This window comes from Streptomyces sp. CB02261 (genome assembly GCF_001905665.1).
Classification (GTDB): domain Bacteria; phylum Actinomycetota; class Actinomycetes; order Streptomycetales; family Streptomycetaceae; genus Streptomyces.
Window position 1 is genome coordinate 290,800 of record NZ_LIVX01000003.1, and the last position, 19,743, is coordinate 310,542.

Below are 19,743 nucleotides of genomic sequence, written 5' to 3' on the forward strand. Positions count from 1 at the left end.
ATAACCGGGCGGATCCTCCGACGATGGGGTCATGAGCCAGAACACGGCACCACACCGCAAGCCCACGTCCTCCTCCGGCGCCTGGGCCGCCGGCGGCACCCTCTTCGCGGGTGTCCTCATGCTGATCACCGGCTTCATGGACATCCTCCAGGGGATCACCGGCATCGCGAAGGACGACGTCTACACCCGCGTCGGCGACTACGTCTTCAAGTTCAACCTCACCACCTGGGGCTGGATCCACCTCATCCTCGGCGTCATCCTCGTCATCGTCGGCGCCGGCATCCTCAAGGGCGCCGAATGGGGCCGGATCTCCGGCATCGCACTCGCCTCCCTCAACGTGCTCCTCCACTTCCTCTACCTGCCCTACCAGCCGTGGTGGGCGCTCTTCTCCATGGCCGTCTCGATCTTCGTGATCTGGGCGCTGGCCTCGGACGACGCCTACGGCCGCGACGAGAGAATCTGAGGATCGGCCGGCCATGAGACCCACCACGGCCACCGTCCTGGCGCTCGCCGCCACCGCGTCCCTCGCCCTCTCCGGCTGCGACACCGTCGCGGACAAGGCGGGCGAGGTCGTCGGGTCCGCCACCGCGGCCGTCGCCTCGGCGGCGCAGGACAGGATGAACGAGGTCAAGGACGGGGTGAACGCCACCGGCGACGTCACCGCAGGGCCGACCAGCACCGACGGCGACCGCACGGTCGCCGAGATCACCGCGACCAACCCGAAGGACCAGAACGCCGACTACACGGTCCTGGTCACCTTCCGCGACGGCGAAGGGAACTTCCTCGACTCGGTCGTCGTGAACATCGACGCCGTCCCGCCCGGCAAGCCCAAGACCGCTACGGCGCGCAGCAATCGGACGCTCTCGGGCGACCCCACGGCGGAGATCTCCCAGGCACTGCGACACTGAGGGACGTGGACCGAGCCCCCGCCACCGCGCCCGTGGAATCGCCGTCCGGGACGAGCCCCGCCCCGGCGGATCCCGAACCGCCGCCCCTGCGACCCAGGCACCCGCTCACCGCCTGGGCCGCCGGGCTGCTCCTGGTGGTGCCGGCCCTGCTCGTCGGCTGCCGCGTCCTCGACGAGGACGGACCCACCCCCGTACCGCAGCTGCTCTCCCTCCTGCCCTGGTTCGCCGTGCCCGCCGCACTGGGCGTGCTCCTCGCCGTCGCCGCCCGGCGCCGCGCCCTGGTCTTCACGGCCGTCGTCGTGCTCACCGCCACCGTCTGGGCCTCCCTGCCCCACCAGCCACAGCTCGTCACCTCCTACGGCCTGCCCCTCGCCCAGGTCCGGGTCCTCGCCTCCAACGTCGAGTTCGGGCAGGGCACCGCGGCGCTGACCGAGGCGATCCGGCGCGAGCGTCCCCAGCTGGTGTTCGTCTCGGAGTGCGACCGGGCCTGCGGGCGCGCCCTCAGCGCCGCCTTCGCGAGCGAACTGCCCCACCGGGCCTCCGTCGACGCCGACGGATCCGTCGGTTCCGTCCTGCTCAGCGCCTACCCGCTCCGGGACGAAGGGGTGATCCCGGCGGCCATGGGCATGCCGGGCGCCACCGCCGTGATCGCCGGGGTGCCGGTACGCCTGCAACTCGCCCACCCGCTGCCGCCGGTGCCGGGTCAGGTGGACTCGTGGCGGCGGGAGCTCGGCCGGATCGAGGACGCCGCCCGGGACCGCACCGGCCCGCTCCTGCTCGCCGGGGACTTCAACGCCTCCCAGGACCACGCCGCCTTCCGCTCGGTCCTGGAGGCCGGCCACCTCCAGGACGCCGCCCGCCTCGCCGACGCGAGCCGGACGCCCACCTGGCCCATGGAGGGCTCCCTGCCGCCGTTCGTCCAGATCGACCACGTCCTGGTCAGCGAGGACTTCACCGTCCGGGGCATCCGCTTCCTCGACGTCGCGGGCTCCGACCACCGGGCCGTCCTCACCGACCTCGACCTGCGCGGCGGGCGCTGATCGGCCACGCTGGAAGGCATGGACAACGAGGAGATCCTGGACGACATCGGTGCCCTCGTCGAAGAGGAACGCGCCCTGCGGCAGCGCACGGGCGGCCTCCTCCCCGAAGAGCGCACCCGCCTGGCCGAGGTCGAGGTGCGCCTGGACCAGTGCTGGGACCTGCTGCGGCAGCGGCGTGCGAAGGCCGAGTTCGGCGAGGACCCGGACACGGCGACCCTCCGCCCGGCCGCGGAGGTCGAGTCCTACCGCAACTGACGCGCCCGCGCCCACCGGCGCCGCGGGCCCGCCGGCGCCCCACGTGCGCCCACGCCCGCCATCGCCACCCGCTGGCGCCACACGTGCACCCCCGCCCGCCGTCGCCACCGGCGCGCCGGCGCCACGGGACCGTCCACGCCCACGGCCACCTGCCCGCCGTCGCCACCGGCGCGCCCCGACCGGGCCCCGCCGTGCTGTCCGCGACGACGCCAGCTCCGTACCCCTGGCCGCCTACCTCTCCCCGCCCGCCGTCGCCCCGCGCCCGCCCGCACCACACCAAACCCCACCCACACCACCGTGGCACACAAATGACTCCGTATGGCGCCATTAATGTGCCACACTGGTGCCACGGAAGCGCGCCCGGTGTCACACCGGCCCGGGCGCGCCTCGCCCGGGGTGGGCGGACGGAGGGGGCGGATCATGGAGACAGCACGGAGCCGGCAGCAAGGGGAGCCCGGTGCGGCCACCGCCTTCCTCCGCTACACGCTCTGCGGAGGCGGCGTGGGGCTCGCCGCCGGCTTCGCCGTGACGGCCCTCGCCTCCTGGATGCCCTGGGCCCTGGCCAAGGCCCTGGTCGCCCTGGTCTCCACGCTCCTCTCCACCGAGCTGCACGCACGCTTCACGTTCGGCGGCGGCGGACGGGCGACCTGGCGCCAGCACACGCAGTCGGCCGGCTCGGCCATCGCCGCGTACGCCGTGACCTGCGCGGCGATGCTCGCCCTTGAGCATGCGGTGGCGGAGCCCGGTGCGGCGCTCCAGCAGCTCGTCTACCTGGCCGCCTCAGCGCTCGCCGGTCTCGCGCGGTTCGTGGTGCTGCGCCTCGTCGTCTTCGCCCGCACCCGCGCGCAGACCGCCCCCGCCCTCCCCGTCACGGTCGCGCACCCCACCACCGCCATCCCCCTCACCCGGCACCGCGCGCCGGTCCGGCCCCCGCTCCTGGTCCCATGAGTCCTCGCGGGGGAACGCGGCGCGTGGGCCGTCGGCGGCTCGGTCCGCCGGAGGTCCGACGTTAGGTTGGGCCCATGGCTCGCCCCGCTGGATCCGTACGGCTCTCCCCGCCCGCCTGGCTCACCGCCGGCCTCAAGCCCGCACCCGCGCGCAGACCGCCCCCGCCCTCCCCGTCACGGTCGCGCACCCCACCACCGCCATCCCCCTCACCCGGCACCGCGCGCCGGTCCGGCCCCCGCTCCTGGTCCCATGAGTCCTCGCGGGGGAACGCGGCGCGTGGGCCGTCGGCGGCTCGGTCCGCCGGAGGTCCGACGTTAGGTTGGGCCCATGGCTCGCCCCGCTGGATCCGTACGGCTCTCCCCGCCCGCCTGGCTCACCGCCGGCCTCAAGCCCGCCCCCGCGCCGATCCCCTGGGCCGCCGCCCTCCGCGCCGCCGTCGCCCTGGCCGCGCCGCTCGCCGTGGGCCTGGCCGCAGGGCAGCCGGCGTACGGGGCGCTCGTGTCGATGGGCGCGCTGTCCGGAGTCATCGGCGACACCGCCGACGCCTACCGGATGCGGGTCTTCAACATCGCCGTGCCACAGCTCTTCGGCGCGGTCGGCGTCACCCTCGGCACCCTCGTCTTCGGACACGGCTGGCTCGCGGTCGCCGTGCTCACCCTCGTCGCGCTCGTCTCCGGGATGATCTCCTCGATCGGCGCCGTCGCCTCCGTGTCCGGGCTGCTCCTGCTCCTCAACTCCGTCGTCGGCGCCGGCCTGCCCATGCCCGACCCCTGGTGGAAGGCGCCGCTCCTCCTCACCCTCGGAGGGCTCTTCGTCCTCGTCCTCACCCTCCTCGGCTGGCCGCTGCGCCGCGCCGCCCCCGAACGCGCCGCCGTCGCCGCGACCTACCGGGCCGTCGCCGAGCTGTACGAGGCGACCGGCAGCTCCGCGTACGACGAGAAACGGCACGCCGTCACCGCGTCCCTCAACCACTCCTACGACCTGATCCTGGCCCGCCGCGCCCGCCAGCACGGCCGCGCGCCCTCCCTGGTCCGGCTGCTCGCCCAGTTGAACGTCGTCATCCCGCTGGCCGAGGCCGCGCCCGCCGCGCATCTGCGCGCCCAGCTGTACGGACCGCTGTCCGGCGCGATCCCGGCGACCGTGCGGCAGCTCGCCGACGCCGTGGAGGAGAGCCGTACGGGGACGCCCGTCCTCGACCTGCCGACGCCCGAACGGCCTGCGGAGAAGGCCGTCGACCACGCCCTGCGGCACGCGGCGGCCGTCGTCCACCAGGCGGAACCCGACCCCCACAACGTGGACGACCGGCTCGGGCGCCCCGCCGCGCTCCGGGTCCGCGCCCGCCGGACCACCCGCGCCGTGCTGTTCTCGGGGGCGTCCTGGCGGTACGGGCTGCGCCTCGCGCTCTGCATCGGTCTCGCCCAGGCGCTGGTGTCGCTGATCGCCGTGCCCCGTTCGTACTGGGTCGCGCTCACCGTCACCTTCGTCCTCAAGCCGGACTTCGGCTCGGTCTTCTCCCGGGCGGTGCTCCGCGCCCTCGGCACCGCGGCCGGTCTCCTCCTCGCCGCCCTCGTCCTCGCGGAGGTGCCGCGCGGCTGGTGGGACGTCCCCGTGATGTGCGTCCTGGCCGCCCTGATCCCCGTCTTCTCCGCGAAGGGGTACGCCTTCCAGACCGCGGCCATCACCCCGGTGATCCTGCTGCTCTCCGACACCCTCAACCAGCAGGGCTTCGGCCTGGTCATGCCCCGTCTGTACGACTCGCTGATCGGCTGCGGGATCGCGCTGGTCGCCGGCTACCTCCTGTGGCCCGAGTCCTGGCACACCCGGATCGGGGACCGGCTCGCGGACGCCGTCGCCGACACCGCCGACTACGTCGCCCTCGCCTTCGCGGAGGTCACCGCGGGGCAGGGCGACCAGGGCACCCGGCTGCGGGCCCGGCGGAAGCTCTACCGGGACCTGTCGACCGTCCGCTCCGAGTTCCAGCGCGCCCTGACCGAGCCACCGCCCACCGGGGCCCGCGCCGCCGCCTGGTGGCCGCTCGTCGTCGCCGTCGAGCGGATCGTGGACGCGACGACGGCCGCCCGGATCCGGGTCGACCACGGCGCCCCCGACCCCGACCCGGCGGAGGTCACGGCCGTGGAGCGGGAGCTGCGCGAACTCGCCGACGGGCTCCGGGACACCGACACCCTGGTGGCGGTCCGCACCGAACTGCCCGGGGACGAGACCGGAGTCCTGGAACCGCTCCGTCAGGAGGTCCGCGCGGCCCGCGCCATCGCCGGTCCCGACCTGCGGTAGCCCACCCCCGGGGGCGTACGGACGGACTTACCGGCGGTCACGGAACGGAACACTCCCCACCGCCGTTACCGGAATCCACCCGGGCGACTACGATGCGCTCGATCTCACCGTGATCCGCGCCCGCCGCCGTCGGCAACCGGCCCGGCGGGCGGGCCACTTCGCCCTGCCTCACCCCCCGCGCCCCGAGGACCCCGCCATGCGCACCACCACGAACAGAGGGCTCCAGCCCAATGTCCTCGGCACGTTCGACACGATCGTGATGGCCGTCGCCGGCAGCGCACCCGCCTACTCGCTGGCCGCGACCACCGCCGTCCTCTTCGGCGCCGTCGGCTTCGGGGGTCCGGCGGCCCTGCTGTACTGCGCGATACCCATGTTCGGCATCGTCCTCGCGTACGCCCGCCTCGGCCGGATCGACGTCAACGCCGGCGCCGGCTACTCCTGGGTGGGCCGCACCCTGCACCCCTTCCTCGGCTTCCTCTCCGGCTGGGCGCTGGTCTTCGCCGCGACCGTGTTCATGGTGGCGGGCTCACTGCCCGCGGGCTCCCTCACGCTGTCCCTGATCGACCCCGGCCTCGCCGACCACACCCCGCTCGCCGCCGCCGTCGGCGCCGGCTGGTTCCTGATCATGCTGCTCGTCGTCCTGGGCGGCGCCCGCCTCACCGTACGGGCCCAACTGATCATGTCCGGGGTCGAGATGCTGATCCTGGTCGGGTTCGTCCTCGCGGCCGTCGCACACCGGGGACGGGCGGCCGCCTTCGACTGGTCCTGGTTCGGGCTCGGCCAGTTCGAGGGCCCGCAGGGCTTCGCCGCGGGCGCCCTGATCGCCGCGTTCTACTACTGGGGCTGGGACGTCACCAGCAACCTCAGCGAGGAGACCCGGAACAGCCGCCGCACCGCGGGGCTCGCCGCGCTCGTCGGCGTCGGCTTCGTCTTCGTCCTCTTCGAGGCCTTCACCGTCGCCGTGAACGTCCTGCTGACCGCCGACGAGATCCGTACCGCGGGACCCAACGTCCTCGCCGTCCTCGGCCAGGAGATCTGGCCGGGCGTCGGCGGCAAACTCCTCGTCGTGGCCGTCGTCCTGTCGACCGTCGCCACCCTGGAGACCACGCTCCTCCAGGTCACCCGCTCGCTCTTCGCGATGGGCCGCGACCGGACCCTGCCGGCCGCGCTCGGCACCGTGCACCCGCGCTGGAACACCCCGTGGGTCGCCATCGCCGCCGTCGGAGGCGCCGCCCTGGTGATGTTCGCCGCCGCCGCGGCCGCCGGGTCCGTCCAGCAGATCCTCAGCGACGCGGTCTCCGCGATCGGCCTCCAGATCGCGTTCTACTACGGTCTCGCGGGCATCGCCGCGGTCGTCGCCTACAAGTCGGTCCTGTTCCGCTCCGCCCGGAACCTGGTCCTCGGCGGCCTCTGGCCGCTGCTCGGCTCCGCGTTCATGCTCTGGGCCTTCGTCGAATCGCTCGGTGAACTCTCCACGACCGCGCTGACGATCGGCCTCGGCGGACTGCTCCTCGGGGTGGTGCCGCTGCTCGTGTACTGGCGGAAGGGCAGCGACTACTACCGCCCGGCCCGCCTGGACGCGGCCCGCGCGATGGCCGCCACCGAGGACTACGGCCCGACCCCCCGCACACGGACCGGCACCCGGGACAAGAGCTACGCCACGGACTTCTGACCGCACCGAGACCCCCTCTCCACCCCTCACGACTTCTGACGGCAGCCGAACCCGAAGGAGGCCCCCGATGGCCGTACGCCGACGTTCCGCGCGCGCGGCGCGCGCCGAGCGCTTCGTGCCCGACTTCGACCCGGACTTCGGGGACCGCGCGCTGACCGAGGCGCGCCACGACATCGTCATCGGCCGCTGGCAGGGCGTACGGGACCTCCTCGCCGCCACCGGCTCCGACTGGGCGCGCCGCACCCACCGGCTGCGGCTCCTCTCGCACGCCGCCGCCGGAAGTTCCACCGTGGAGACCTGGCGGGCCGCCGAACCGGGCAACCCCGACGCGGCCGTGCTGCGGGCGGCGACCGAGGTGGTGCGGGTCTTCGACGCGGCCATCGCGGCGGGCCGGGGCGTCGCCGTCGAACGCGGCCGGATCGACGCCGCCGTCGACGCCTGCCGGGGCGCCGCCGAGGCGGCACCGGCCGACCCGATGCCGTGGGTGTCGCTGCTGTCGGTGGCGCGGCTGTACGAGGGCGGGGTGCCGCGCCGTGAACTGCGGTACTGGTTCGACGAGTTGAGGCGCCGCGATCCGTACAACACGGAGGGGCACATCCAGGTCCTGCGCTACTGGTCCGCGCGGTGGCACGGGACGCACGGCAGCATGTACGACTTCGCCCGCGACGCGGCGGGGGTGGCGCCGCCCGGCTCCTCGCTCCCGGTCCTGGTGCAGGTGGCGCGGGTCGAGGAGTACCGGTACATCGCGGACGGGGCGCTCGGGCGGGGCCCGGTGCGGGGCTTCGACCAGCACTGGAAGCACGAGCTCGCGGTGACGGAACTGCGGCGGACGCACGCGCGCTGGATCGGCGGCCGCGAGCCGGGGGCGCCGGTCGCGCCGGAGGAGGTCGGCGACCTGAACTTCCTGGCGCACGCGGCCTGCTACGCGGGCCAGGTGGAGATCGCCCGCGAGCTGCTCGGGATGCTGGGCACCCGGGCGGCGTGGGTGCCGTGGGCGTACACGGGCGAGCCGGAGGAGCAGTTCACCCGCTTCCGGGAGGGCCTGGGGGTGGAGTAGGACGCCCCCCACCCCCGGCCCTCCCGTACCGGATCAGACGCCGATGTCGCGGCCGTCCGTGCGCCAGACGGCGACGACCGACGGGCGGACGATCTTTCCGGGACCGTCGGGCCAGACCGAGGCGGGCTTCTCGACGGACGCGCCGTCGATCTCGCCCGGGTGCTGCACGGCCACCAGGACCCGGCGGTCCTGGATGATCGGGCCGCAGGTCTCGGCGCCCTTCGGCACGGTCAGGAACTGCTTGAGCTCACCGCGCCGCTCGCCGCGCGTCGCGACGCCGAACAGGCCGTCGTGCGAGCCCAGCTGGTTGCCGTCGGTGGAGATCCACAGGTTGCCGTGCGGGTCGAAGGCGACGTTGTCGGGGCAGGAGATCGGGGAGACCTTCTCCTTGGGGTAGCCGGCGTAGTAGGTGGCCGGGTCGTTCGGGTCGCCCGCGACGAGGAAGAGACGCCAGGCGAAGCCGTCGGCGGCGGGGTCGTCCCAGTGCTCGGCCAGTTCGAGGATCTGGCCGTGCTTGTTGAGGTTGCGCGGGTTGGCCTCGTCGGCGCCCGGGTTGGTGCCCTTGCCGCGGTTGGTGTTGTTGGTGAGGGCGACGTAGACGCGGCCGCTGCGCGGGGACGGCTCGACGTCCTCGGGGCGGTCCATCTTCGTCGCGCCGACCTTGTCGCCGGCGAGCCGGGTGAAGACGTACACCTCTTCGGCGGTCATGCCGGGGACGTGGGAGACGTCGCCGGTGGCGAGCGGGATCCACACGCCGGAGCCGTCGAACTCGCCGTCGTTCGGGAGCTTGCCGGTGCCGTCGATCTCGGCGGCCGGGGAGTCGCCGGTCAGCTTGGCGACGTACAGGGTGCCCTCGTCGAGCAGGGTGAGGTTGTGCTCACGGGCGGCCCGCGAGTTCCCCTTCTTCATCCGCTTGCTCGACACGAACTTGTAGAAGTAGTCGAAGCGCTCGTCGTCACCCATGTAGACGACCGGGCGGCCGTCGTCGGTGAGGCGGGGCTGCGCGGCCTCGTGCTTGAAGCGGCCGAGCGCGGTGCGCTTGCGGGGCGTCGAGTCGGGGTCGTACGGGTCGAGCTCGACGACCCAGCCCTGGCGGTGCACCTCGTTGGGCTCCTGGCGCAGGTCGAAGCGCTTGTCGAACCGCTCCCACTTGCGCTCGGACGCGCCGGTGCCGACGCCGTACCGCTTGTCGGTGGCGGAGGAGCCGTACGCGAAGTACTGGTTGAAGTTCTCCTCGCCGTGGAGGGTGGTGCCCCACGGGGTGGTGCCGCCGGCGCAGTTGTTGAGCGTGCCGAGGACGGTACGGCCCTCGGGGTCGGCCGACGTCTTCAGCAGGTCGCCGCCGGCGGCGGGGCCGGTCAGCTCGAACTCGCTGGTGGTGTGCAGGCGCCGGTTCAGGTGGTGGCGGGTGACCGGGGTGAGCTTGCCGGTGCGGTGCTCCTCCTGGACCACGACGACCGAGAGGCCGTGCGCGGCCCAGGCGATCTCGACCTGCTCGCGGGTCGGGTTCTCGGAGTCGTACCCCCGGAACATGAGCACCTCGTCGGTGTACTCGTGGTTGGCGACGAGGACCTGACGGTGGTGCTCCCCGCGCAGCGGCAGCAGGGAGAGGAAGTCGTTGTTGTAACCGAACTGGCCGGCCTGGGCCTTCGCCGACTGCTTCTCGGAGTCGAAGGCGGGGGCGCCGCGGAGGATCGGCTCGCCCCAGCGGATGACGACGTTCTGCGCGTAGCCGGCGGGCACGGTGACCTGGTCGGCGGTGTTGGGGGCGACCGGGGCGAAGCGGAGGCCCCTGGCACCGTCGGTGACCACCGGCGTCCCCGGCCTGCCGGGCTTGCCGGGCCGGGCGGTCGCCTCGGGGGCGGTGCCGAGGACGACGGCGCCGCCGGCGGCGGAGGCGACGGTCACGACGGCGGCGGCCCTGAGGGCGGAACGGCGCGAGAGCGCACCGGCTATGACGTCACCGACGTACTCGTTGTCGCTGGTGTTGGGCACCTCGTGGAAGCAGGCGTCACCGCAACGGAAGCGGCAGGTGAGAGCGGAACGGCCGCCTCCGTGGGGGTTCGTGCTCAGCAGCGGCAGCAGTTTGCGCACTTCGTCCTCCTCCGGCGCAACGCTGCGCCGACATGGTGTCGGGATTCCTTCGGCGGCGACGCTATGTGCGTAGATCTGCACGTGGACGGCTGCGGAGTGAACGCCGAATGAATGCACGACAACCGGGGGCGACCGGGTCGCAGAGGAGCAAGGGGGTGGCCGCTAACCTTACGTGTCCGCCCTGGCCAGGGATGAACGTCCCGAAACGCCCAGTACGGACATTCACACGCACCCCACTCATGCGAAAGGGTTCGCCCATGGGTATTCGGAGCATGCTGCGCAAGGTGTTCGGCCGGGACCGCGAGGAAACCCCGGCAACCTCCGTCCCGCCCCAGACGCGTGAGACCCCGACCCCCGACACCCCGGACGCCCCGGGCGCCCCCGACGACGCGGCCCGCCGCGCGGCGGACGACCTGGTGGCGGCGTCGTTCGACAACCCCCAGATCCCCAGAGCCCGGGCGAAGACGCCCTCGGCGGGAACGACGGGCACGGTCGCCGCGACGGGCACGGCGGACGCGGGAACGGATGCGTCTGCCGGGACGGCGGAGGAGTCTGCGGAGCCGGTGGCGGCGGAGGAGCCTGCCGCTACGGCGGAGGAGCCGGAGGCCGTGAAGGAGTCTGCCGCTACGGCGGAGGAGCCGGAGGAGTCCGTCGCTACGGCGGACGAGCCGGAGGCCGTGAAGGCGGAGGCGGCCGACGAAGCTGCGGCTTCCGACGCCGAGCCGTCCGAGGACGAGACGGACGCTCCCGCTGCCGAGACGGCCGCGGAGCAGGCGGAGGCGGAGGCCGAGGCGGACGAGCCGGCGGAGGCCGAGGCGCCGCAGGCCGAAGCCGACGAGCCGGCGGAGCCGGCGGCGGACGCCGCCGACGAACCGCAGGTCGAGGTCGCCGAGGCGCCGCAGGCCGAGGCCGACGAGGCGCCGCAGGCCGAGGCCGACGAGCCGGCGGAGCCGGAGGCGGGCACCGCCGACGAGCCGCAGGCCGAGGTCGCCGAAGCGGCGGAGCCGCAGGCTGAGGCCGCCGAGCCGGAGGCCGAGGCGGACGAGCCGGCGGAGCCGGCGGCGGACGCCGCCGACGAGCCGCAGGCTGAGGTCACCGAGGCGGCAGAGCCGCAGGCTGAGGCCGCCGAGCCGGAGGCGGAGACGGACGCCGAGGCGCCGGAGGCCGAGGCCGACGAGCCGGCGGAGCCGGAGGCGGACGCCACGGACGAGCCGCAGGCTGAGGTCACTGAGCCGGAGGCGGAGACAAACGCCAAAGCGCCGGAGGCCGAGGCCGACGAGCCGGCGGAGCCGGAGGCGGACGCCGCCACCGAGCCGCAGGTCGACGCTCTCGTGGCCGACGGGCCCGCTCTGGCTCTGGCCAAGGTCAAGGCCGCCGCCCCGCACCTCGCGGACGCGTACAAGGCCGCCGGGGCCCAGCTGAAGAAGCAGGGGCTCACGGGCGCGCGGGCCGCCGTCTACCTCGTGGTGGACCGGTCCGGTTCGATGCGCGGGTACTTCAAGGACGGTTCCGTGCAGCGCCTCGCCGAGCAGGTCACCGCGCTCGCGGCGCACCTCGACGAGGACGCCACCGTCACGACCGTGTTCTTCTCGACGGACATCGACGGCACCGTCGACCTGACGCCCGCCGACCTCACCCCCACCCGGGTGGAGGAGATCAACGGCACCCTCGGCCGCCTGGGCCGGACCAACTACCACCGCGCCGTGGAGGAGGTCCTCGCCCACCACGCGAAGGCGGACCCGGCCCGCCCGGCCCTGGTGGTGTTCCAGACCGACGGCGCCCCGGAGTCGAAGACCGCGGCGACGCAGGCCCTGGCCGAGGCCGCCGACCGCCCGCTGCACTGGCGGTTCGTGGCCTGGGGCGAGGAGGACAACAAGGCCTTCGACTTCCTCCGGAAGCTCGAAGGACCGGACGGCGCCCCCCGTACCGCCGTGTACTTCCCCGGCGCGACCCCGGTCGAGACCCCGCACCCCGCCTTCTACCGCGGGCTGCTGGCCGACCTGGAGTTCTAGGAGACAGGGCTGGTGACGGTGACCGGCAGGGTCACCGTCACCACCAGCCCGCCACCCTCTTCCGCGCCCCGCGCCACGGCCCGCACGCTCCCGCCGTGCGCCGCCGCGACCGACCGCACGATGGACAGCCCGAGCCCCGCGCCCGGCCCCGTACGGTCCCGCCCCTCACCGCGCCGGAAGGGTTCGAAGAGGCCGTCGACGTCGTCGGCGGGAACGACCGGCCCGGTGTTGGTGACCGTCAGGACGCCGCCCTCGACCCGCACGTCCACGACACCCCCCGGCACGTTGTACGCGACCGCGTTCGCGACGAGGTTCCGTACGAGCTGCGCGAGCAGGACCCGGCTGCCCCGTACGACCCCGCCGCCCGGAACCACGGTCGCCGCCCCGTACTCCTCCTGGACGACCTCGCCGAGCGGTACGTCCTCCCGTTCGGCGAGGCCCCGCTCGCCACGGGCGAGGAGCAGCAGCCCGTCGATGAGCCGTTCGCTGCGCCGGTTGGCGTCGAGCAGCACCTGCCGGACCCCGCAGTCGTCGTCGAGCCCGATCTGGATGGCGGCGCGCTGGGTGGCGAGCGGGGTGCGCAGTTCGTGGGAGGCGTTGGCGATGAACCGGCGCTGGCTGTCGAAGGCGGTCTCCAGGCGGCCGAGCAGCGCGTCGATCGTGTCGCCGAGTTCCTTGAGCTCGTCGTCGGGTCCGCTGACGGCGATCCGGTCGTGCAGGGTGCGTTCGGAGAGGCGCCGGGCGCGGGCCGTCATCTCGTGGACGGGCCGCAGGACGCGCCCGGCGGTCCACCAGCCGACGACCACCGCGCAGCAGGCGATGGCGATCAGTGCCATGGACGACCACATGAGCATCTGCTCGCCGGCCGCCCGGCTGATGTCGTCGCCGAGCCGGTACGCCTCGACGACGGCGATGTCGTCGGCGCGCGCCACGATCGCGTCGGCTTCACCGTCCGTACCGGCTCTGACCAGCAGGTTCACCACGAGGAGCAGCACCGCTCCGAGCACCAGGAAGACTCCTCCGTAGACGAGCGCGATCCGGGTCCTGATGGTGGACCCGGCGCCGAGGTACCCGTCGGGGGCCGGGCTCACAGGACGTACCCCACGCCCTGCACGGTCCGGATGAGCCCCGGTTCGCCGATCTTCGCGCGGAGCTTGCTCATGCAGACGCGTACGGCTCCGGTGAAGGGGTCGGCGTGGGCGTCCCAGGCGCGTTCGAGGAGCTCTTCGGCGGAGACGGCGGCGCCGTCGGCCTCCAGGAGGATCTGGAGGACGGTGAACTCCTTCGGGGAGAGGTCGAGGTCCCGCCCGTCGCGGCGGGCGGTCCGCCGGACGGTGTCCATGGCCAGGCCGTACCGCTCCAGGAGCGGCGGGAGCGCCGGCCGGGCGGAGCGCCGCCTGAGGGCCCGGACGCGGGAGACCAGCTCGGGGAACTCGAAGGGCTTGCCGAGGTAGTCGTCGGCGCCGAGGTCGAGGCCTTCGACGCGGTCGTCGACGGCGGTGGCGGCGGTCAGCATGAGGATGCGGGTGCGGGAACCGGCGGCGACGAGCCGCCGGGCCACGTCGTCCCCGTGGACGCGGGGCAGGTCGCGGTCGAGGACGAGCACGTCGTACACGAAGGGCCCGAGCGGCTCGGGGACGGCGGAGGAACCGCGCGGCGGCCCGGCGGGCGCAGGTGCGGCCCGTGGCCCCACGGGCTCCGCCGGCCCCACGGGCTCCGCCGGCCCCCCGTACAAGCCCATCAGCTCCAGCGCGCCCTCCCCGTCGTGGACGGTGTCGACGGCGAAGCCGGCCCGCCGCAGGCCGGTGGCGACGAGCGCGGCGAGGTCCCGCTCGTCCTCGGCTACGAGTACACGCATGGCCTCATCCTCCCCACCCCGCCCCGCCCACCGGCCCCCGGGGTTTATCGGTGTGAGTGCATCTTCGTGCGACCGTTAGGATTTCGACCATGGCGGCCACTGGATCCGAGAAGCAGGGGGCGAAGGCGTTCTACGTCACGACCCCCATTTACTACGTCAACGACGCTCCTCACCTGGGCCACGCCTACACGACCGTCGCAGGCGACGTGCTCACGCGCTGGCACCGTCAGCGCGGCGAGAAGGTGTGGTACCTCACCGGCACGGACGAGCACGGTCAGAAGATCATGCGCACGGCCGAGGCGAACGACGTCACGCCCCAGGCCTGGTGCGACAAGCTCGTCGAGGAGGCGTGGAAGCCCCTCTGGGAGCACCTGAACATCGCCAACGACGACTTCATCCGCACCACGCAGAAGCGTCACACGGACCGCGTCCAGGAGTTCGTGCAGGACCTGTACGACAAGGACGAGATCTACAAGGGTGGGTACGAAGGCCCGTACTGCGTGGGCTGTGAGGAGTACAAGCTCCCCGGCGACCTCATCGAGGCGGAGGACGGCACGAAGCTGTGCGCCGTCCACAAGAAGCCGGTGGAGATCCTCAAGGAGGAGAACTACTTCTTCAAACTGAGCGAGTACGGCCCGAAGCTCCTGGAGTTCTACGAGGCGAACCCGGGCTTCATCCAGCCCGAGTCGGCGCGCAACGAGGTCGTGAACTTCGTCAAGCAGGGCCTGGAGGACCTCTCCATCTCGCGCTCGACGTTCGACTGGGGCGTCCCGGTGCCGTGGGACGAGAAGCACGTGATCTACGTGTGGATCGACGCGCTGCTCAACTACGCGACGGCCGTCGGCTACAACGAGAACCCGGCGAAGTTCGACGAGACCTTCCCGGCGAACGTGCACCTCATCGGCAAGGACATCCTCCGCTTCCACGCGGTGATCTGGCCGGCGATGCTGATGGCGCAGGGCCTGCCGGTCCCGGGCCGCGTGGCCGCGAACGGCTGGCTGATGGTCGGCGGCGAGAAGATGTCGAAGTCGAACCTGACGGGCATCAAGCCGCAGGACCTGACCTCGCACTTCGGTGTGGACGCGTACCGCTGGTACTTCCTGCGGGCGATCGCGTTCGGGCAGGACGGCTCGTTCTCGTGGGAGGACTTCTCCGCCCGCTACACGAGCGAGCTGGCGAACGACTACGGCAACCTGGCGTCCCGCGTGGCGGCGATGGTCGGCAAGTACTTCGGCGGCGCGCTGCCGGCCTCGACGGCCGACGGCGAGGCCGAGAAGGCGATCCACGAGGGCCTGGCCAAGGCCGTCGCGGCGGCCGACGCGAAGATCGGCGAGGAGCTGGACTTCCAGGGCGGCATCCTGGCGATCTTCGACTTCGTGAAGCAGGTCAACGGCTACATCACGGAGCAGGAGCCGTGGAAGGTCGCGAAGGACCAGTCGGAGGAGGGCCGGGCCCGCCTGGCGACGATCCTCTACACGGCCGCCGAGTCGCTCCGCGCCGTCGCGGTCCTGCTGAACCCGATCATGCCGGAGACCTCGCAGGCCCTGTGGGAGTCCCTGGGTGCCGAGGCCTCCCTGGGCGCGCTGGCGGACCAGCCGGTGCAGTCCTCCGCCACGTGGGGGCAGCTCCCCGCCGGCGCGACGGTGACGAAGGGCGCGGTGCTGTTCCCGCGCCTGGAGGAGCCGAAGAAGGACTGACGCCCCGGCGTACGTACGGCGAAGGCCGCCGCCCCCGTGACCGACGGGGAACGGCGGCCTTCGCCGTGGTCAGGCGAATACGAGGACGGCGGCGGCGGGCGCCATGTAGACCAGGGGGAAGGCCACGTGCCCGTAGGCGCGGGCCCGCAGCACGGTGATCACCGCACCGGCGAAGTACAGGATCAGCCCAAGGGCGGCGAGGATCCCGATCACCGGCACGAAGAACCCGACGAGGAGCCCGACGGCGCCGGCGAGCTTGGCGGCCCCGAGCCCGTTCCACCACGCCCGGGGCACCCCGTACGCGGCGAGCGGCTCGACGACGAACGCGGCCCTGACGAAGACCGCGACCCCGGAGAACCCGGCCATGAACGCGGCGACGGCGGTGACGACGACAGCGGTGGTGGACGTCTCGGCGAACATCTCGGCTCCTTCGGCCTTCCGGGTGTCCGCCTCGACCGCCCGTTCGCCAAGACGGGCGAGTTCCTCGAACCCCTCCTGAGTCAGAACGCTCACGGCCAACTCCTCCTGGATCGGGGCGCCTTCCACGGTACGTGTTTCCCCCGGCCCACGACCGGGAGCTGGAGCGGCTGCGCCGGCCGCCAGCCGCGGTGCGAGCGCGGGCAGAGCCGTGATGCCCGTCCGACCGTCGACCGCGTTTCGTCACCCGGGCAGGCCCACCCCGTCGGTGCCGCCCTTCTCCCACGTGGACGCGACACGGCTACGACACCTCACCGCGAGCGGGAATCGGAGCGCCACGACCGGAGTTGGTGAGGGAACTTAGCCGTTTCAGGAGGGGTCATGCGAGCGATTCAGGTTTCCGAAGTGGGCGGTCCCGAGGTGCTGCGACCGGTCGACATCGATCCACCGGTGCCGGGCCCGGGCCAGGCGGTCGTGGAGGTCGGCGCGTCCGGCGTCAACTTCCTCGACGTGTACCACCGCCAGGGCCGGTACACCCTCCCGCTGCCCTTCACCCCGGGCACTGAGGGCGCGGGCACGGTCCTCGAGGTCGGACCCGGCGTCACCCACGTCGCCGTGGGAGACCGGGTCGGCTGGGTGGAGACCCCCGGCAGCTATGCCGAGCAGGCCGTCGTGGACGCCTCCCGGCTCGTGCCCCTGCCCGACGACGTCGACTTCGAGGCCGCCGCCGCCGTGCTGCTGCAGGGCATGACGGCGCACTACCTCGTCAAGGACGCCTACCCGGTCCAGCCAGGCGACACGGTGCTCGTGCACGCTGCTGCCGGCGGCATGGGGCTCGTGCTGACCCGGCTCATCACCCATCTCGGCGGCAGGGTGATCGGCACGACCTCGACACCGGAGAAGGCCGAGCTGGCGCGGCGCGCCGGAGCCGCCGAGGTGATCCTCTACTCTGCGGTGGACGATCTCGCGGCCGAGGTGAAGCGGCTCCATGGCGGCCAGGGCCTGCCTGTCGTCTTCGACGGCGTCGGCAGGGACACCTTCGATGCGAGCCTCGCCAGCCTGCGAACCCGCGGCCACCTGGTGCTCTTCGGCGCCGCGAGTGGTGCGGTGCCGCCCTTCGACCCCATCCGGCTCGCCCAGGGCGGTTCGCTGACCCTGATCCGGCCGAGCCTCGGGCACTTCATCGCCGATCGGTCCGAGCTGCTCCGGCGCGCCGCCGACGTGCTCGAATTGGTGCGCACCAAGGTGCTGGAAACCACCGTGACGGCCCGCTACCCGCTCGCCGAGGTCGCCCAGGCTCACCGCGATCTGGAGGCTCGGCGTACCACCGGCAAGCTGCTCGTCATCCCCTAGGGCGACCGGCGGAACTGACTGATCTGCAGGAACGTTGCCTCCGCCAGGCATCGATCCCGCGCAGCTGTGTCCGCGATCCCGGGTGATGACCGCTGACGGGAGCCGGCTGCGGTGCGAGCACGGGCAGAGCGTGATGACCGGCCGACCGTCGACCGCGTTTCGTCACCTGGGCAAGCCCGTTCCGTCGGTGGCACACCAAGGCCCGCACAGCGAACGAGGGCGTGCCCGCACCCCAGATCGCTTCCCTCATCGACTGGTTCGGTGAGCTTGCCCGAGATCAACCCGGACACGACCCGCAGCCTCCCCCCGCCCGACCCGCCCGGACAGTCCGCTGTCAAGCACAGTGGACCCGGGCGGCCTCGGGACGTCAGCGGCGGACGGCGTACGAGACAAACCCCGCCCAGGCGGCGGGCATCAACGCGAGCCAGGGGCCGCCACGCTCGGTGACATGAATCAGCAGAACGTCACTCAAGTCCAGTCACGCACACGCCACTTCGACGCGCTCCTCTCACCCACGCCACGAGGGGCCCGGCTCGCCCGGCTGCTCGCCGTCGCGTGGATGCGGGATCACGAGGTGCCGTACGGCGTGACGGAGGCGGCCACCCACGTCGTCGCCGAACTGGCCGCGAACGCGGCCACACACGGCCGGGTCGCCGGCCGCAGCTTCCGGCTCGAGCTCCTGAGCCGCGGGGGCGTCCTGCGGATCGAGGTGACGGACACCCGGGCCGAGGACCTCCCATGCGTCCAACCGACCCCGCCCGAGAGCGAGTCGGGGCGCGGGCTGGTCCTGGTCGAGGCGCTGGCCGACCGGTGGGGCGTGGGGCTCGGACCCGCGCCCCGGAAGACCGTATGGGCCGAGATCGATCTTCCGGCCTCCTGACCTGCGAAAACGACTCAGATGCCGGATCCCGGGAATGTGGTCTTCGGTGCGGCGGACACTCTCCCAAGAAACCAATGAGAGAGAAAGAAACCCACCAAGCCCCACCCCTCCCCCCGCTCAGGCAGGCACTCACTCACTCGGGTGAAAAACACCAACACAGCTGGCTTTGGGGTGGGTTGCCTGCCTTACGCTCTGCCCACCTGGCATATGACCGCCAGCCTCAGACATGCGTCGGCCCCCGCCGGGAGTTGCGTTCCCAAGGCGAGGGCCTGACCACAAGGAAGTAAGAGGCTTCCCTATGGGTACCAAGCAGACTAGCGCGCGCCCCCAGGCCACGTCCCGTAAGGCCGGGAAGAATCCTTCTCCGCGCACGCGTACGGCCACTCCCTGCGGTGGCGTCACGCACGACAACGTCCGCCACACCACCCGCTTCACGGTGATCGGCAACCACCTCGCCCAGCACGCCGAGCTGTCGCTGCTGGCCATCGGCCTGGCGGTACACATCCAGTCGCTCCCCAGCGGGGCATCCGTCGCCATCAAGAGCCTCGCCGCCCGCTTCCCGGAGGGGACGACCCGGATCGCCGCCGCGCTGCGCGAGCTGGAGGCCCACGGATACCTGCGCCGCACGCCCGAGCGCACCGAGGACGGACGCCTCGTCACCCGCACGGTGTCCTGCAACCGGCCGGGCCACACCGGCACCCCGGACGAGCCGAAGCCCCAGGCGCAGCCCGAGCGCCCCGCGCACCGCGAGGACAAGCCGCAGCCCAAGCGCCCCGCCCGCCGTGAGGACAAGCCGCAGCGTCGCGCCCTGCCGGCCGTGCCGCAGCCCATCTACCCCGCCCCCGAGATGCTCGCGACCGCCCTCGGGGTTCTCTCCGGCCTCCGCCGTACGGACCCCCGCCTCCTGATCTCCGCCACGGACGCCGAACACCTCGTCCCGGGCGTCGCGGCCTGGCTGGAGCGGGACCTCACCCCCGAGGCCGTCCACGGCGCCCTGACCACCGGCCTCCCCCAGGAACCCCTGCACCGCCCGGCCGCGCTCCTGGCCCACCGCCTCACGGCCCAGCTCCCGCCCCTGCCGCTCTTCCGCACCCCGGAGACCTCGGCCACCCGACACCCCCTCCAGAACTGCGACACCTGCGACCGCGCCTACCGAGCCCCGGAACCGGGCACCTGCGCCGGCTGCACCGGCTGACCGGCCCCCGGCTGCGACGACCGGAAGGCCGGGACGAGACGTCCCGACCGAGGTGACAGGCTCAG

At 73.0% G+C, this 19,743-nt stretch carries 17 protein-coding genes; 13 read left to right on the forward strand and 4 right to left on the reverse strand.

Going from position 1 to position 19,743, the window contains the following annotated elements; genetic code table 11:
- The first annotated feature begins 31 nt into the window (after positions 1–31).
- The 8 genes from AMK29_RS11525 to AMK29_RS11560 all read left to right on the forward strand — a co-directional run bounded on the left by AMK29_RS11525 (position 32) and on the right by AMK29_RS11560 (position 8,172).
- On the forward strand, positions 32–463 hold the full coding sequence (locus AMK29_RS11525) for a DUF7144 family membrane protein (RefSeq protein ID WP_073811403.1): 432 nt from the start codon (positions 32–34) through the stop codon (positions 461–463).
- A 13-nt stretch (positions 464–476) separates the two neighbouring features.
- The gene (locus AMK29_RS11530) at positions 477–908 is read left to right on the forward strand and encodes a hypothetical protein (protein WP_073811405.1); all 432 of its coding nucleotides are present in this window, start codon (positions 477–479) and stop codon (positions 906–908) included.
- A 5-nt stretch (positions 909–913) separates the two neighbouring features.
- Complete coding sequence (locus AMK29_RS11535; protein WP_107422567.1) at positions 914–1,948, forward strand: endonuclease/exonuclease/phosphatase family protein; 1,035 nt, start codon at positions 914–916, stop codon at positions 1,946–1,948.
- A gap of 18 nt (positions 1,949–1,966) precedes the next feature.
- On the forward strand, positions 1,967–2,203 hold the full coding sequence (locus AMK29_RS11540; RefSeq protein ID WP_073811409.1) for a DUF2630 family protein: 237 nt from the start codon (positions 1,967–1,969) through the stop codon (positions 2,201–2,203).
- 420 nt (positions 2,204–2,623) lie between these two features.
- Positions 2,624–3,151, forward strand: coding sequence for a GtrA family protein (locus tag AMK29_RS11545; protein WP_073811411.1), 528 nt, complete (start codon positions 2,624–2,626; stop codon positions 3,149–3,151).
- Positions 3,152–3,478: 327 nt separating this feature from the next.
- Positions 3,479–5,443 carry an FUSC family protein gene (locus AMK29_RS11550; protein ID WP_073811412.1) on the forward strand — a complete coding sequence of 655 codons (1,965 nt, stop codon included), beginning with the start codon at positions 3,479–3,481 and terminating at the stop codon, positions 5,441–5,443.
- Positions 5,444–5,639: 196 nt separating this feature from the next.
- Entirely contained in the window at positions 5,640–7,115 is a 1,476-nt protein-coding gene (locus tag AMK29_RS11555) for an APC family permease (protein WP_073811414.1), read from the forward strand.
- A gap of 67 nt (positions 7,116–7,182) precedes the next feature.
- Positions 7,183–8,172 carry a hypothetical protein gene (locus AMK29_RS11560; protein ID WP_073811416.1) on the forward strand — a complete coding sequence of 330 codons (990 nt, stop codon included), beginning with the start codon at positions 7,183–7,185 and terminating at the stop codon, positions 8,170–8,172.
- Positions 8,173–8,205: 33 nt separating this feature from the next.
- Here AMK29_RS11560 and AMK29_RS11565 read toward each other — a convergent pair whose 3' ends face one another.
- Positions 8,206–10,266: a PhoX family protein gene (locus AMK29_RS11565; RefSeq protein WP_073811418.1), complete on the reverse strand. Its 2,061-nt coding sequence runs from the start codon at positions 10,264–10,266 to the stop codon at positions 8,206–8,208.
- A 257-nt stretch (positions 10,267–10,523) separates the two neighbouring features.
- Between AMK29_RS11565 and AMK29_RS37020 the strand changes: the two genes are divergently transcribed.
- Positions 10,524–12,278, forward strand: coding sequence for a VWA domain-containing protein (locus AMK29_RS37020; RefSeq protein ID WP_073811420.1), 1,755 nt, complete (start codon positions 10,524–10,526; stop codon positions 12,276–12,278).
- Here AMK29_RS37020 and AMK29_RS11575 read toward each other — a convergent pair.
- The gene (locus AMK29_RS11575) at positions 12,275–13,369 is read right to left on the reverse strand and encodes a sensor histidine kinase (RefSeq protein ID WP_073811422.1); all 1,095 of its coding nucleotides are present in this window, start codon (positions 13,367–13,369) and stop codon (positions 12,275–12,277) included. The two genes, AMK29_RS37020 and AMK29_RS11575, sit on opposite strands and share 4 nt — an antisense overlap.
- Positions 13,366–14,136, reverse strand: a complete 771-nt coding sequence (locus AMK29_RS11580; protein ID WP_241845294.1) for a response regulator transcription factor — start codon at positions 14,134–14,136, stop codon at positions 13,366–13,368. The genes AMK29_RS11575 and AMK29_RS11580 overlap by 4 nt, the downstream gene beginning before the upstream one ends.
- Before the next feature lie 89 nt (positions 14,137–14,225).
- Between AMK29_RS11580 and metG the strand changes: the two genes are divergently transcribed.
- Positions 14,226–15,833, forward strand: coding sequence for a methionine--tRNA ligase (gene metG / locus AMK29_RS11585; RefSeq protein WP_073811424.1), 1,608 nt, complete (start codon positions 14,226–14,228; stop codon positions 15,831–15,833).
- A 69-nt stretch (positions 15,834–15,902) separates the two neighbouring features.
- Here metG and AMK29_RS11590 read toward each other — a convergent pair whose 3' ends face one another.
- Positions 15,903–16,346, reverse strand: a complete 444-nt coding sequence (locus tag AMK29_RS11590; protein WP_443334062.1) for a DoxX family protein — start codon at positions 16,344–16,346, stop codon at positions 15,903–15,905.
- Positions 16,347–16,631: 285 nt separating this feature from the next.
- Between AMK29_RS11590 and AMK29_RS11595 the strand changes: the two genes are divergently transcribed.
- The 3 genes from AMK29_RS11595 to AMK29_RS11605 all read left to right on the forward strand — a co-directional run bounded on the left by AMK29_RS11595 (position 16,632) and on the right by AMK29_RS11605 (position 19,678).
- Positions 16,632–17,603 carry a quinone oxidoreductase family protein gene (locus AMK29_RS11595; protein ID WP_073811426.1) on the forward strand — a complete coding sequence of 324 codons (972 nt, stop codon included), beginning with the start codon at positions 16,632–16,634 and terminating at the stop codon, positions 17,601–17,603.
- A gap of 448 nt (positions 17,604–18,051) precedes the next feature.
- Positions 18,052–18,483 (forward strand): ATP-binding protein, encoded by a 432-nt coding sequence (locus AMK29_RS35590; RefSeq protein ID WP_073811428.1) that lies wholly within the window; start codon positions 18,052–18,054, stop codon positions 18,481–18,483.
- Between the two features lie 298 nt (positions 18,484–18,781).
- Positions 18,782–19,678 carry a helix-turn-helix domain-containing protein gene (locus tag AMK29_RS11605; protein ID WP_073811430.1) on the forward strand — a complete coding sequence of 299 codons (897 nt, stop codon included), beginning with the start codon at positions 18,782–18,784 and terminating at the stop codon, positions 19,676–19,678.
- Positions 19,679–19,743: the final 65 nt, after the last annotated feature.

What these genes read in the sequence shown, in the direction of transcription:
- AMK29_RS11525 (WP_073811403.1), top strand. Translation starts at nt 32, where the DNA reads ATGAGCCAGAACACGGCACCACACCGCAAGCCCACGTCCTCCTCCGGC.
- AMK29_RS11530 (WP_073811405.1), top strand. Translation starts at nt 477, where the DNA reads ATGAGACCCACCACGGCCACCGTCCTGGCGCTCGCCGCCACCGCGTCC.
- AMK29_RS11540 (WP_073811409.1), top strand. Translation starts at nt 1,967, where the DNA reads ATGGACAACGAGGAGATCCTGGACGACATCGGTGCCCTCGTCGAAGAG.
- AMK29_RS11545 (WP_073811411.1), top strand. Translation starts at nt 2,624, where the DNA reads ATGGAGACAGCACGGAGCCGGCAGCAAGGGGAGCCCGGTGCGGCCACC.
- AMK29_RS11550 (WP_073811412.1), top strand. Translation starts at nt 3,479, where the DNA reads ATGGCTCGCCCCGCTGGATCCGTACGGCTCTCCCCGCCCGCCTGGCTC.
- AMK29_RS11555 (WP_073811414.1), top strand. Translation starts at nt 5,640, where the DNA reads ATGCGCACCACCACGAACAGAGGGCTCCAGCCCAATGTCCTCGGCACG.
- AMK29_RS11560 (WP_073811416.1), top strand. Translation starts at nt 7,183, where the DNA reads ATGGCCGTACGCCGACGTTCCGCGCGCGCGGCGCGCGCCGAGCGCTTC.
- AMK29_RS37020 (WP_073811420.1), top strand. Translation starts at nt 10,524, where the DNA reads ATGGGTATTCGGAGCATGCTGCGCAAGGTGTTCGGCCGGGACCGCGAG.
- AMK29_RS11580 (WP_241845294.1), bottom strand. Translation starts at nt 14,136, where the DNA reads ATGCGTGTACTCGTAGCCGAGGACGAGCGGGACCTCGCCGCGCTCGTC.
- metG (WP_073811424.1), top strand. Translation starts at nt 14,226, where the DNA reads ATGGCGGCCACTGGATCCGAGAAGCAGGGGGCGAAGGCGTTCTACGTC.
- AMK29_RS11595 (WP_073811426.1), top strand. Translation starts at nt 16,632, where the DNA reads ATGCGAGCGATTCAGGTTTCCGAAGTGGGCGGTCCCGAGGTGCTGCGA.
- AMK29_RS35590 (WP_073811428.1), top strand. Translation starts at nt 18,052, where the DNA reads ATGAATCAGCAGAACGTCACTCAAGTCCAGTCACGCACACGCCACTTC.
- AMK29_RS11605 (WP_073811430.1), top strand. Translation starts at nt 18,782, where the DNA reads ATGGGTACCAAGCAGACTAGCGCGCGCCCCCAGGCCACGTCCCGTAAG.